The 11,806-nt window shown below is 62.7% G+C and carries 12 protein-coding genes; 8 read left to right on the top strand and 4 right to left on the bottom strand.

Going from position 1 to position 11,806, the window contains the following annotated elements; translation table 11 throughout:
- Positions 1 to 304: 304 nt before the first annotated feature.
- The 3 genes from radA to ACFQL3_RS18010 all read left to right on the top strand — a co-directional run bounded on the left by radA (position 305) and on the right by ACFQL3_RS18010 (position 4,997).
- The gene (radA, locus tag ACFQL3_RS18020) at positions 305 to 1,339 is read left to right on the top strand and encodes a DNA repair and recombination protein RadA (protein WP_377056869.1); all 1,035 of its coding nucleotides are present in this window, start codon (positions 305 to 307) and stop codon (positions 1,337 to 1,339) included.
- Positions 1,340 to 1,483: 144 nt separating this feature from the next.
- Complete coding sequence (locus ACFQL3_RS18015; RefSeq protein WP_377056867.1) at positions 1,484 to 4,516, top strand: FAD-binding and (Fe-S)-binding domain-containing protein; 3,033 nt, start codon at positions 1,484 to 1,486, stop codon at positions 4,514 to 4,516.
- A gap of 202 nt (positions 4,517 to 4,718) precedes the next feature.
- Positions 4,719 to 4,997 carry a DUF5789 family protein gene (locus ACFQL3_RS18010; protein WP_377056865.1) on the top strand — a complete coding sequence of 93 codons (279 nt, stop codon included), beginning with the start codon at positions 4,719 to 4,721 and terminating at the stop codon, positions 4,995 to 4,997.
- On the opposite strand, the gene ACFQL3_RS18005 is transcribed toward ACFQL3_RS18010, so the two are convergent.
- On the bottom strand, positions 4,998 to 6,026 hold the full coding sequence (locus ACFQL3_RS18005; protein ID WP_377056863.1) for a DUF5784 family protein: 1,029 nt from the start codon (positions 6,024 to 6,026) through the stop codon (positions 4,998 to 5,000). It abuts the gene before it with no gap.
- A 128-nt stretch (positions 6,027 to 6,154) separates the two neighbouring features.
- On the opposite strand from ACFQL3_RS18005, the gene ACFQL3_RS18000 reads away from it, so the two are divergent.
- Positions 6,155 to 6,328 carry a DUF5786 family protein gene (locus ACFQL3_RS18000; protein ID WP_377056861.1) on the top strand — a complete coding sequence of 58 codons (174 nt, stop codon included), beginning with the start codon at positions 6,155 to 6,157 and terminating at the stop codon, positions 6,326 to 6,328.
- Between the two features lie 28 nt (positions 6,329 to 6,356).
- Here the strand turns inward: ACFQL3_RS18000 and ACFQL3_RS17995 are convergent, their stop codons facing one another.
- From ACFQL3_RS17995 to ACFQL3_RS17985, 3 genes are all read right to left on the bottom strand, one after another.
- Positions 6,357 to 7,043, bottom strand: a complete 687-nt coding sequence (locus ACFQL3_RS17995) for a DUF7530 family protein (protein WP_377056859.1) — start codon at positions 7,041 to 7,043, stop codon at positions 6,357 to 6,359.
- The gene (locus ACFQL3_RS17990; protein WP_377056857.1) at positions 7,040 to 7,948 is read right to left on the bottom strand and encodes an NAD(P)H-binding protein; all 909 of its coding nucleotides are present in this window, start codon (positions 7,946 to 7,948) and stop codon (positions 7,040 to 7,042) included. The genes ACFQL3_RS17995 and ACFQL3_RS17990 overlap by 4 nt, the downstream gene beginning before the upstream one ends.
- Positions 7,949 to 8,029: 81 nt before the next feature.
- Entirely contained in the window at positions 8,030 to 8,890 is an 861-nt protein-coding gene (locus ACFQL3_RS17985; protein WP_377056855.1) for a YkgJ family cysteine cluster protein, read from the bottom strand.
- 125 nt (positions 8,891 to 9,015) lie between these two features.
- On the opposite strand from ACFQL3_RS17985, the gene ACFQL3_RS17980 reads away from it, so the two are divergent.
- From ACFQL3_RS17980 to ACFQL3_RS17965, 4 genes are all read left to right on the top strand, one after another.
- A complete protein-coding gene (locus tag ACFQL3_RS17980) occupies positions 9,016 to 9,231 on the top strand; it encodes a DUF7561 family protein (RefSeq protein ID WP_377056853.1) in 216 nt (71 codons plus the stop codon).
- A gap of 121 nt (positions 9,232 to 9,352) precedes the next feature.
- The gene (locus ACFQL3_RS17975; protein ID WP_377056851.1) at positions 9,353 to 9,523 is read left to right on the top strand and encodes a hypothetical protein; all 171 of its coding nucleotides are present in this window, start codon (positions 9,353 to 9,355) and stop codon (positions 9,521 to 9,523) included.
- 84 nt (positions 9,524 to 9,607) lie between these two features.
- Positions 9,608 to 11,473, top strand: a complete 1,866-nt coding sequence (locus ACFQL3_RS17970) for a helicase C-terminal domain-containing protein (protein WP_377056849.1) — start codon at positions 9,608 to 9,610, stop codon at positions 11,471 to 11,473.
- Between the two features lie 97 nt (positions 11,474 to 11,570).
- On the top strand, positions 11,571 to 11,783 hold the full coding sequence (locus ACFQL3_RS17965; RefSeq protein ID WP_377056847.1) for a YgaP family membrane protein: 213 nt from the start codon (positions 11,571 to 11,573) through the stop codon (positions 11,781 to 11,783).
- Positions 11,784 to 11,806 lie beyond the last annotated feature (23 nt).

The following is an 11,806-nucleotide window of genomic DNA, read 5'->3' as shown; positions in this document are numbered from 1 at the left end:
TCGGCCATGAAAGTCGAAAGTCGCAGTCGGCATCGCAGAGGGACTCGAACGGCTAGTCCCGACGTCTGGCTGACAATGAACCGTTTTGTCGTTGAATGTTTGCCAAACGTTCACAGGTTGCCTGATAAGTCCACGTATATATATTATTTCCTTTCAGTTTGTTAAGGATACTATATGCTTTATTTTAACAAATATACTAGCTATAGCAAAAGTGTCGGCCGGCGAAATCGCTGCTCCGCTGTCAGTTTCACTTTCACTAAGGTGTTAACGGAGGTTTATGTAGGGTCGGGCGCAACGGGAGTGTATGGCAGCAAACGAGGATCTAGAGGAACTCCCCGGCGTCGGTCCGGCAACCGCAGAGAAGCTTCAGGAGAACGGTTTCGACTCGTATCAGGGACTGGCAGTCGCCAGCCCCGGCGAACTCAGCAATACCGCCGACGTGGGGGAAAGCACGGCCTCCGATATCATTCAGGCCGCCCGCGAGGAGGCCGACATCGGTGGCTTCGAGAGCGGTGCGCAGGTACTCGAACGGCGCGAGGAGATCGGCAAACTCTCGTTTAATATCGACGAGGTCGACGAGCTGCTGGCCGGCGGCGTCGAAACCCAGTCGATCACCGAGGTGTACGGCGAGTTCGGCTCCGGGAAGTCCCAGGTCACACACCAGCTTTCGGTCAACGTCCAGCTTCCCAAAGAGCACGGCGGCCTCCACGGCAGCGCGATCTTCATCGACAGCGAGGATACGTTCCGCCCCGAGCGGATCGACGACATGATCCGCGGACTCGACGACGAGCTCATCGCCGCGACGATGGAAGACCGCGGTATCGAGGGCGAACCGGGCGACGACGAAGCGATGGAGGCACTGCTGGAGAGCTTCCTCGACAACATCCACGTCGCAAAGGCGTTCAACAGCAATCACCAGATCCTGCTCGCCGAGAAGGCAAAAGAACTGGCGGGCGAGAGTCAGGACGACGAGTTCCCGACCCGCCTGCTCTGTGTCGACTCGCTGACGGCCCACTTCCGTGCGGAGTACGTCGGACGGGGGCAACTCGCCGAACGCCAGCAGAAACTGAACAAGCACCTGCACGATCTGATGCGCGTCGGTGACCTCAACAACACTGCCGTCCTCGTCACCAACCAGGTCTCTGCGAACCCCGATTCGTTCTTCGGCGATCCGACCCAGCCGATCGGTGGGAACATTCTCGGCCACACCTCGACGTTCCGCGTCTACCTGCGCAAATCGAAAGGCTCGAAACGGATCTTCAAGCTCGTCGACGCACCAAACCTCGCCGACGGCGAAGCGATCATGCGCGTCGAAGACGAAGGGCTCGTCCCCGAGTAATCGGCTAGCAATCGAGGAGCAGTACAGGCGGAGCGACTCGTTTTTGTTTGTGTGATAGTCCTCGCTACGATACCCCCGCTTACTGGTGCCTTTACGCAGGTTAAAGTGTACGAAAAACAATGTACATGACGATTGGAAGGCAAGATGAGCGACACCTATCAGCCAGATTCGGCACGAGATATCGACGTGGCGGACGATCCTCGGGCCGACTACGACTATCAGAGCGACGAGGTCGAACGTCCGGATCTCGTCGACGATCTCGAAGCGCTGGTCGACGGCGATGTGCGATTTGACTCCTACAGTCGGCAGTTATATGCGACTGATGCGAGCGCATACCAGCAGCTACCGATCGGAGTTGTCTCGCCGAGATCGACCGACGACGTACAGGCAGTGATGGAGTACTGTGCCGACAACCAGATCCCAGTGCTACCGCGTGGTGGCGGGACCAGCCTCGCCGGACAGGCTGTCAACGAGGCGGTCGTACTGGACTTCAAGCGCCACATGGACGGGATGCTCTCGATGGACCCGGACGCGGGGCGGGCCCGCGCACAGGCGGGGATCACCCTCGCACGACTCAACGACCATCTCGAAGAGCACGGACTGAAATACGCCCCCGACCCTGCGTGGGGCGACAAGAGCGTGCTCGGTGGCTGTATCGGCAACAACACGACCGGCGCACACTCGCTGAAATACCACAAGGCGGACGGCTACATCGAGTCCATCGAGACTGTACTCGCCGACGGAACGGTGACGGAGTTTGGCTGGGTCGACGTGGACGACCTCGACGACCTCGCTGGAACCGACGACCTCGAAAGCCGGATTTACGCCCAGGTCGCGACGATTCTCGACGAGCACACGGACGAAATCGAGGCTCGCTACCCCGACCTCAAGCGCAACGTCTCGGGCTACAACCTCGACAGACTCGTCAAGGACGTCGACGACCGGGGACAGATCAACGTCGGACGACTGCTGGCAGGCAGCGAGGGCACGCTGGCAATCGTCACCGAGGCAGAAGTCTCCCTGGAACCGATTCCGGACGAGACGTCTGTCGTCCTGCTGACCTACGACGACGTCCTGTCGGCGATGCGTGACGTCGCGCCGATCCTCGAACACGATCCAGCGGCGGTCGAAGTGATGGACGACGTCCTGCTGGATCTGGCGCGGGACACGAGCCAGTTTTCCGATCTCGTCGCCACACTTCCGGACGGAACAGCTTCGACGCTACTGGTTGAGTTCTACGCCGACTCGACGGAAGCAGGCAAACAGAAAGTCGCGAACCTGCTGGCCGACCGCCTACCCGACCACGACGCCGAAATCGACCCCGAGGACCCGACGACTACCGACGCGCCGATCAACGCCGTCGACGCGCTGGAGGCGTACGATCCGGACCGCCAGGCGAAGTTCTGGAAGATGCGCAAATCCGGCCTCCCGATCCTGCTCTCGCGGACCGGCGACGACAAACACTGGCCGTTCGTCGAGGACACCGCCGTGCCTGCCGAGAACCTCCCCGAGTACGTCGCCGACATCCAGGACGTCTTCGAGGAACACGACACCTTCGCCTCCTACTACGCACACGCCGGTCCTGGCGTGTTACACATCCGGCCGCTTCTGAACATCAAATCCGAGGACGGCATCAAGACGATGGCGGAAATCTCCGAAGCGATCACCGACCTGGTCGTCGAGTACGACGGCTCCATCTCGGGCGAACACGGCGACGGACGGGCCCGCACCAGGTGGAACAAGAAACTCTACGGCGAGGAGCTATGGGGTGTCTTCCGCGAGATGAAGTCGACGTTCGACCCCGACGGTCTGCTCAATCCGGGCAACGTCTGTGGCGAGCACGACCCGACGGAGAACCTCCGCTTCGACCCCGAGTACAGTTTCGACGCCGGCTTCGAGCCAGAACTCAACTGGGAGAACGACAACGGCTTCCAGGGGATGACGGAGCTCTGTCACGGCTGTGCGGGCTGTACCGGCCACCAGGAGACGACCGGCGGGACGATGTGTCCGACCTACCGAGCGACCGACGAGGAGATCACCTCGACCCGTGGCCGGGCGAACATGCTCCGGAACGCGATGAACGGAGAACTCCCCGACGAACTGTTCTCCGACGAGTTCGTCAACGAGGTACTCGACCTCTGTATCGCCTGCAAGGGCTGCAAGAACGACTGCCCGAGCGGCGTCGACATGGCGAAACTCAAGGCCGAAGTGACCCACGAGTACCACCAGCGCGAGGGAATCGCGTTCCGTGATCGGCTGTTCGCCAACGTCGAGACGCTGTTCAAACTCGGCAGTACGTTCGCGCCGCTCTCGAACGCGGCAATGAGCGTTCCCGGCACGGACTGGGTGATGGAGAAGACGGTCGGCATCGCGAGCGAGCGGGACCTCCCCGTGTTCCACCGGAAGACGTTCCGCAAGTGGATGCGCTCGCGCGGTGGCTCGACGGTCGCCGAATCGGAGGCCGACCACAAGGCCCTGCTGATCGCCGATCCCTACACCGACTACACGCATCCTCACGTCGGGAAAGCCGCCGTCGAGGCGCTGGAGGCCGCAGGCGTACACGTCCGCGTCCCCGACGACGTCACCGACAGCGGCCGCCCGGCGTTCTCGAAGAGTATGCTCGATTACGCAAAAGAGACGGCGCGGTCGAACGTCGACGTACTGGCACCGCTGGTCGAGGATGGCTGGGACGTGGTGTCGGTCGAACCCTCCGACGCCGTGATGTACCAGTCGGACTACCAGTCGTTGCTCTCGGGCGAGGACGTCGACGCAGTCGCGGCAAACACCTACGGCGTCTGTGAGTATATCGATCGGTTCGAACTCGACCGGGGCATGGAGTTCGACGCCGGCGAGGAGTCGCTGACGTACCACGGCCACTGCCAGCAGAAGGCGACGCGAAAGGACCACCACGCAGTCGGCGTCCTCCGGCGGGCCGGCTACGAGGTCGACCCGCTGGACTCGTCGTGCTGTGGCATGGCCGGAAGCTTTGGCTACGAGTCGGAACACTACTCCATGAGTCAGGCGATCGCCGACACCCTGTTTGGGCAGGTCGACGATTCGCCGACAGAGCAGGTCGTCGCGCCCGGTGCGTCCTGTCGGACACAGCTATCGGATTATGAAGAGCAACACGGCAAGCCACCCCACCCGATCGAGCGCGTCGCCGAGGCGCTGGCCTAACGTATTGCCACGGCCAGATTGCTCACGGATGGAACCGGCTCACTGGATCGGGGCTGTACACGACTTCTGTGCGTTCTGATGAGAAACGTGTGGCGTGTTACCATTCGACACTAGAGGACATACAAGGAATATCAGGGTCTGCAATCCCACCGGTCATCATTATAGAAAAGTTTTATAATGATCTTTCACCGAAGAACAGTTGATGACGACCAACGCTACCGAAATGCTTACCGACAACGATTTTCCGATGACGTCCGAACAGTTGCTCGAACGCTACGGCGACGAAGAGCTAGAGCTCTCGAACGAGACGGTGCGGGAGGTCCTCGAACGGACCGGGTCGGAGAATTACGAACACAAAGAGGACGCCGAGTTCGCCATCTACTCGGGCGTTAGCGAGAAGGCAATCGGCCGGAAGGGGTACAGCGACCGTGATCCGACGCCGCTGGGGAGTCCGTACGGTCCGGACCAGCGCTCTTTCTAGCTATTTATCGAGAATAGCGTCGACGTCGAGCGGGGGCGTCCCCGTGGCGTACCCGTCTACCGACCCCGACGGTCGCACGCGATAGACGACCGCCGGTCGATGGGGGAGGTCGGGGCGTTCGCCTTTGATCGACGCCCACTCGTCCTCACGAAAACTCGAACAGTCCACGAACAGCACCGCATCACCGTTGTGCTGGAGTTGGCCCGTCGCCTTCGTCCCGGCAGTCTCTCGGACTGCAGCCCTCGGTGTGTTCGCGTTGCGGCGCGTCGGTGGCTGTGGTCGCGTCACTTCGACCAGCGTCCCCGAACCGCCGTCCGCTTCCATCGTATCACTGGCTCCTCCCTCCCGGGCCCGGAAATCGAGCGAGTGGCCCGTCCCGACCTCGATCTCGGGCGTGATCTCGTAGCCGGCGTCAACCAGTAGCTTCGCGGCGTTGAACTCGCCCATCGCCGCAGTCATGCGCACTCTATCGAACACTTCGCTCGTCCCGAGTTTGCCCGCCATCGTTTCGCGGTACTCGTCGAGACGCCCCGTCGAAAGGAAGTCGTTGTAAAACGCCAGCGCGTCGTCGCTGTCGGCGTCGGGAAAACCGCTGGCGTGATCGTGAAAGAACGCCCGCGTCGTCTCGCGGCCGTCTTTGGACATGAATACGGGGAGGAAATACCACGAGAGGTGATCGTACGGTTCCAGCCACGGGTCCTCGTCGAGGAGTTCGGCCAGAAGCTCCCGCTGTGCCCAGCGGGCGATCTGGTGCGGTACGCCACGCCAGCCGTACTTTTCGGTTCGCCAAAGCGACTCCGGCGTCTCGGTGTTGCCAAGCCAGTAGCCGTGATCGTCGCCCCAGGCGAACAGCGCAAGGTCACCGTTGTCGACGTCGTACCGGCGGATATTCCAGTTGCCGGTCGGCTCGAATCGAGGCGTCGTTCGTTGCGCGCCGAGGTTGGCATCTAGCGGGTCGAAGATATCTCGTTCTGCGCGGGATGCCGTCCAGCGTTGGTCTGATCTGCGGAATCGAAGCGGGCTCGCCACGAAGAGAGCTAGGTATCGGAGGGCTAAACCAGTTGTCCTCGACGGGATCGCTTCGTCATCGATCGAGTACCCGTTCAAACGACCGTTACATTAATATCCAATCATAACTAAGTATGTGAATACTTACCATGTCACTTGGATCCTACGACGAGGACGAACACGAACGTCGAGAGGAGAAAGCGAGCACGGTCGATGCGGATTTCGACGACGCCAGAGACGAGTACAACGGTACGATCGAGTACGACTCGGGCGAGTCGACCGAGGAGCTACTCGATACGTTCGAGCAGATCAAGTCCGACTAGCCGACGTGTTTTGGGGCCTCTCCCCGACTTATCTCAGCAGCGCCGTCGAGATAGCGACCGCACCGCCGGTCGCGAGGACGTGACCGACCAGGGCCACTACCAGCACTGGCCGATCCCAGACGAACGGGAGCAACGCTAGCTGGATCGCCGCGAAGCCGACGTTGAGGAGGTCGAGTCGACGGTACGCCCGTGCGGAATCGGCGTCGAACTCGTAGCGGTAGGAGCGCCAGACCCCGACGACGCTCGCCCACCAACTCGTGCCGATCCGGTAGGCAACGTCCCACGCGATCAGCAATGCGAGGAAGACGACGAGCAGCGGCGGTTCGGCCCCGAACAGCCGTTCGAGGAGCGGCAGCGACGTCGTCTGCGGGTCGTGAACGAACAGATACGTCACGAGCACGAGGAACGCGACCAGACCGAGGACGACCTCGAAACTGGAGCCAAAGAGCGCGCTCCGGTAGGCGTCCGGCGGGTCGAGCGATCGGAGTCGCTGGCTGAAATGCAGCATGACGGCGCTGCCGACCGCCGCGACACCGACCGCGACAGAGCCAAAGGCGGCCGCGTACCACAGATCGTAGTAGAGCGCGCCGAGCAACACCGCCACCTCGAAGCCGATCAACTGGAGCGTGACCGCCGCCCGGTCGGAGAGGTCAAGACCGGGAATCGCTCCGACGATGCTCTCGTAGACCCATGCGTCACCGTACTCGACACTCATCGAGCGGCCTCCGGGTCGCTCCCAAAGGCGCGGCGGACGGCAGTCTCGAACGACGTATGTTCGACATCGACGAACTCCTCGATACGGTTTTCCCTGACGATAACCGGCGTCTTGAGCCCCGCAATCAGCGGCTTGGCGACGGACTTGGGCACGTCAGTGACGAACGTCACCCAGTGTGAGGAAAGCGTCGGAGAGAGTACCGGTATCGGGACGATGTAGACGGTTCGGCCCGCAATCTCGGCCGTCTGTCGAAGCATCTCCTGATAGGTCAACACGTCGGGACCGCCGATTTCGAAGCTCTCGCCGGCGGTCTCCGCGGCGTCGAGCACGCCCACCAGGTAGACGATGACGTCGTCGACAGCGATGGGCTGACAGCGGGTCCGGACCCATCTGGGAGCGATCATCACCGGGAGGCGGTGGGTTAGCTGGTCGATGAGTTCGAAGCTCGCGCTTCCCTCGCCGACGATGACGGCGGCCCGGAGCGTCGTCAGATCGTAGGTGCCCTCGCCGAGTATCCGGCCGACCTCCTGGCGGGATCGGAGATGCGCCGAGACGCCGTCTGCCTCGTCGCCGGGGCCGAGCCCGCCGAGATAGATCAGGCGGTCGATGTCGGCGGCGCTCGCGGCCGTGGAGAAGTTCTTCGCCGCCCGACGATCACGCTCCTCGAAATCGCCGCTCGCCCCCATCGAGTGGACCAGATAGTACGCCGCATCGACGTCCGCAAGCGCCGACTCGAAGCTTCCCTGGTCCAGCAGGTCGCCCTCGAAGACGTGGACGTCGTCGGCGGGCGGGTCGTAGCTGGAGCGGTCCCTGACGAGTACGCTCACCTCGTGGCCGGCCTCGAGGAGCGCGGGAACGAGTCGGTGCCCCACGAAACCCGTCGCGCCGGTGACTAGAACGTTCATACGACCGGAACGGACCCGAGATGTATTAATTCACCTTGTCCGACGACGCTCCGCCCGCCCCCAGGCCAGTCAGAAGTGCGCTCACTCCCAGCCCGGCGTTCCGGGCGCGCCACAGTCGTCCTCGACTTCGGCGGCGACGTCTGGCTTCGGCGCGGGGCTGGCGAGCACGCCCGAGCGGTCTGTCCACTCCGTTATCGCGTCGTCGATCCAGGACGTTCTGGCGAGCGCCTGCTCGCGGTACTGCTCGTAGTGTTGCTCGTCGATAGCCGTCGTGGCGGGGCTAGAGGCCGCGGCGACCGCGATACACTCCGCCCGGTCCTCGGGCCGAAGTTCGCCGTCGATGAGTCGGTCGATCAGCCCGTCTAGCCGCTCGGGGTCGGGGTGGACGAACAGTTTTTCGCCGAGGGCCTGCGGACCCAGCAGGAGGCCGTCGAGTTCGTCGGGCGGGTCGTCGTCAAGGAGACGCTCGCCGCCGAACGATGCTTCGACGCGTTCGCACATGGTCTCCTGGTCGAGGGCAAGGTTGTGGCCGGGATAGCTCGCACACTGGTCGGGATATCGGTCATCGTCGTGGATCCGACACTGGAGCGTGGTCGAGTCGAGGAAGACACAGCTACGAAGCCAGTGAGGGGATTGCTCGAAGGGACCGACGGGTTTGGTCACCTTTCGCAGACCGACGAAGAAGACGGGTTCACCTCCGACGGCGGCGAGTTCGTGCCCGTCGATGGTGACGCCGTCGTCGGCCGACCAGAAGCGGGGCGTCAACGCCGCGGCCGTCCCATCGGCGAGAAACGTCCGGATCTCCGTCCGCGTCAGCGGCGTGAGGTTATAGGTGTCATCGAGAGGCGTGTACGGGCCCTCGCGTTCGTGATCGACGTCGTCGTCGATCAGGGGACGCCAGTCGATACAGCAACCCGCACAGCCCTCACAGTTCACCTCCATGTGAGGAACTAGCGAACGAGTCGACTAAACTCCGGGTGATGTGGCAAGCCTCCGGGCGAATAGCGATCAGTACCCGAACGGCCCCAGCAGAAAGTTTTCACGCGGGCACGCCCTACTGACCCGCGATGGGAAGTCAACCGTGTGATGGCTGCAGCCGAAACGTACGGATCGGCGGCGGCATCAGCGACTTCTGGACGTCGAAGCCGACGCCGACAGGCGGAATGACCCTGGAGTTCGAGGACAACACCGAGCATTTCCTGTGTATGGACTGCGTCGACGAACTGCCGGATTATCCGGACGCCGCAGATGTCGACGCCATCGAGCAGTATACGGGAGAGTGAGACGCCCCGAGAGATGGTCGGGGAAACGCCGTATCAACCGGTATACATGTCTTTTTTCGGACTTTAGCTAGTCTCTCGAACACAAAGTATTTGCAAGCGCTCCGGCCAGCGGGAAGCACCGATGGCCCTACTCGATGAGATCAAACAACGATTCAAACGAGCATACGGAGCGTACGGCGGGCCACAGTTACACCACGAATGTCGACGGTGTGGCACGACCGTCACGCAGGAGAAAGACGGCTGTCCGACCTGTGGGTCGAGCGAAATCGCGCGTATCTCCGTAAAACAATAGGCCGTTTCCCTCGCCTTGCGAGCATCGACGTGGCGATTTTTCGGTTCCGCAACGTTAAGAACGAAGGGGAAGAAGGAAGAGACAGTGGATCCCGAGCGTATCTTCGAGGAGTTCCCTGCACCCGCATACCGTGGGAACCAGCAGGCGGCCCTGGGCGACATCCAGTCCGCCTTCGAGGACGGGAACGACGTCGTGCTCGTCCGTGCGCCGACAGGGAGCGGCAAATCCCTGCTTGCGCGTGCGATCGCTGGCTCTGCGCGTCGCGGCACCGAGGCGACACCCAGCCAGGCGACGAAAGCGTATTACACGACGCCGCAGGTCTCACAGCTAGACGACGTCGCCGAGGACGACCTGCTCGAGGATCTGAGTATCATCCGAGGAAAGAGCAACTACAACTGCATCCTGCCGGACGAGACGGAGACGCAGGTCGACCAGGCCCCCTGCGCCCGCGAGCGAGGCTACGACTGCTCGGTCAAACACCGCTGTCCCTACTTCTCGGATCGAGCCATCGCCTCGAACCGCCGAATCGCCGCGATGACGCTGGCGTACTTCATGCAGACCGCGGGATCGGACGTCTTCCGCAAACGGGACGTCTGCGTTATCGACGAGGCTCACGGCCTCGCAGAGTGGGCGGAGATGTACGCGACGACTCATCTCGGCCCCCGGACCGTGCCGTTCTGGGAGGACCTTCGGGTCCCCAGCCTCGACGGCACCGACGACGCCGTCGACTACGCCGACGCGCTCGTCGATCAGTGCACCACGCGCAAGGACGACCTGCTCAGGAAGGGCGATCTCACCGCCGAGGAGGCGGGCGAGCGCGACCGCCTGCAGGAGTTGATCTCCGAACTGAACTGGTTCGTCGAGGACTACCGCGACCCACACAGTGCGACGACGTGGCTCGTCGACCAGAGCGAGGACGACGGGGACTCCGACGGCGAGGGGGGTGAGTCGAGCGACCCGAGGCGATCCTCGGCAGATCAAAGATCTGCCGGTGGGCCGGTGACGATCAAGCCGATGGATCCCGAACGATATCTCCAGCACACCGTCTGGGAGCGGGGCAACAAGTTCGCACTGCTGTCGGCGACCATCCTCAACAAGGAGGCGTTCTGTCGCGGGGTTGGTCTCGACCCCGATGACGTCGCGCTGGTCGACGTTGGCCACACCTTCCCGGTCGAGCACCGGCCGCTGTACGACGTGACTGAGAGCAAGATGACCTACGAGCAGCGCTCGGAGACCCTGCCGAAGGTGGCCCGGTCTATCGTCCGAATCATGCGGAAACACGACGACGAGAAGGGGCTGATCCACTGTCACTCCTACGACATCCAGTCCCGGCTTGCCGAGCGACTCCGCGAGTTCGGCGTCGGCGACCGGATCAGAACCCACGACCGCGAGCACCGGAACGCGGATCTGGACGCCTGGAAGGCCAGCGACGACGACAGCGTCTTCCTCTCGGTGAAGATGGAGGAAGCGCTGGATCTGGAGGGTGAGCTGGCCCGCTGGCAGGTGCTCTGCAAGGCTCCGTACCCGAACACCCGCGACTCCCGAGTCGCCCACCGACTGGAAGACGGCCAGTGGGACTGGTACTACCGGACCGCGCTCCGGACTGTGATCCAAGCGTGTGGCCGGATCGTCCGGTCGCCCGACGACTACGGCGCGACGTATCTGGCGGATTCGAGCCTGCTGGATCTGTTCGACCGAGCGCGTCACGACGTCCCCGAGTGGTTCGACGAGCAGATCCGGCTGATGGACCGCCCTGACCTCCCCGAGTTCGACCCCGATAAAGCGGGCGGCCGGGGCGGGGCCGGCCGGTCGACCCGTGGCTCCGGAACGTCGGGTGGGCGGTCGGGGAAGAACGATTCCGGTAGCAACACTACCCGGACGTCAGGCTCGGGGTCGGCAGGCCGCTCGTCCTCGAACAGCCCGATAGCGGATGTCTGGGATACTGAGTGAGGGTGCTGTGAAATCCGAGCGAGTACCGAGTGGGGACTGGCGACCGCCACCGGGAACTATTGTCAGAGCAAGCGTACTACCACTTGGAGGAGTAACCATGGAACAAAACGTCGGCGGCATCGATCGTACCGGACGCCTCGTCATCGGTATCGTGTTAGCCATCGCCGGGGTAGCGGCGCTCGCCGGCTACTGGGCGGCCGGAGCGGTCGCGGGCGCTATTGCACTGGTTATCGGCCTGGTCCTGCTCGTAACAGGAACGACGCAGAAGTGCCCCATCAACGACACAGTCGGCATCGACACTACCGAATGACGGCGACGATCACCCGAAGAGAG

The sequence above is a fragment of the Natronoarchaeum sp. GCM10025321 genome, from assembly GCF_042663585.1.
Lineage (GTDB): Archaea > Halobacteriota > Halobacteria > Halobacteriales > Natronoarchaeaceae > Natranaeroarchaeum.
The sequence above is the reverse complement of the archived record's forward strand: the minus strand, read 5'-3'. Positions and strand labels throughout refer to the sequence as shown.

Bases quoted from the DNA above. Each gene is read 5' to 3' on its own strand.
- radA (WP_377056869.1), top strand. From the start codon at position 305: ATGGCAGCAAACGAGGATCTAGAGGAACTCCCCGGCGTCGGTCCGGCA.
- ACFQL3_RS18015 (WP_377056867.1), top strand. From the start codon at position 1,484: ATGAGCGACACCTATCAGCCAGATTCGGCACGAGATATCGACGTGGCG.
- ACFQL3_RS18010 (WP_377056865.1), top strand. From the start codon at position 4,719: ATGACGACCAACGCTACCGAAATGCTTACCGACAACGATTTTCCGATG.
- ACFQL3_RS18000 (WP_377056861.1), top strand. From the start codon at position 6,155: ATGTCACTTGGATCCTACGACGAGGACGAACACGAACGTCGAGAGGAG.
- ACFQL3_RS17995 (WP_377056859.1), bottom strand. From the start codon at position 7,043: ATGAGTGTCGAGTACGGTGACGCATGGGTCTACGAGAGCATCGTCGGA.
- ACFQL3_RS17990 (WP_377056857.1), bottom strand. From the start codon at position 7,948: ATGAACGTTCTAGTCACCGGCGCGACGGGTTTCGTGGGGCACCGACTC.
- ACFQL3_RS17985 (WP_377056855.1), bottom strand. From the start codon at position 8,890: ATGGAGGTGAACTGTGAGGGCTGTGCGGGTTGCTGTATCGACTGGCGT.
- ACFQL3_RS17980 (WP_377056853.1), top strand. From the start codon at position 9,016: ATGGGAAGTCAACCGTGTGATGGCTGCAGCCGAAACGTACGGATCGGC.
- ACFQL3_RS17975 (WP_377056851.1), top strand. From the start codon at position 9,353: ATGGCCCTACTCGATGAGATCAAACAACGATTCAAACGAGCATACGGA.
- ACFQL3_RS17965 (WP_377056847.1), top strand. From the start codon at position 11,571: ATGGAACAAAACGTCGGCGGCATCGATCGTACCGGACGCCTCGTCATC.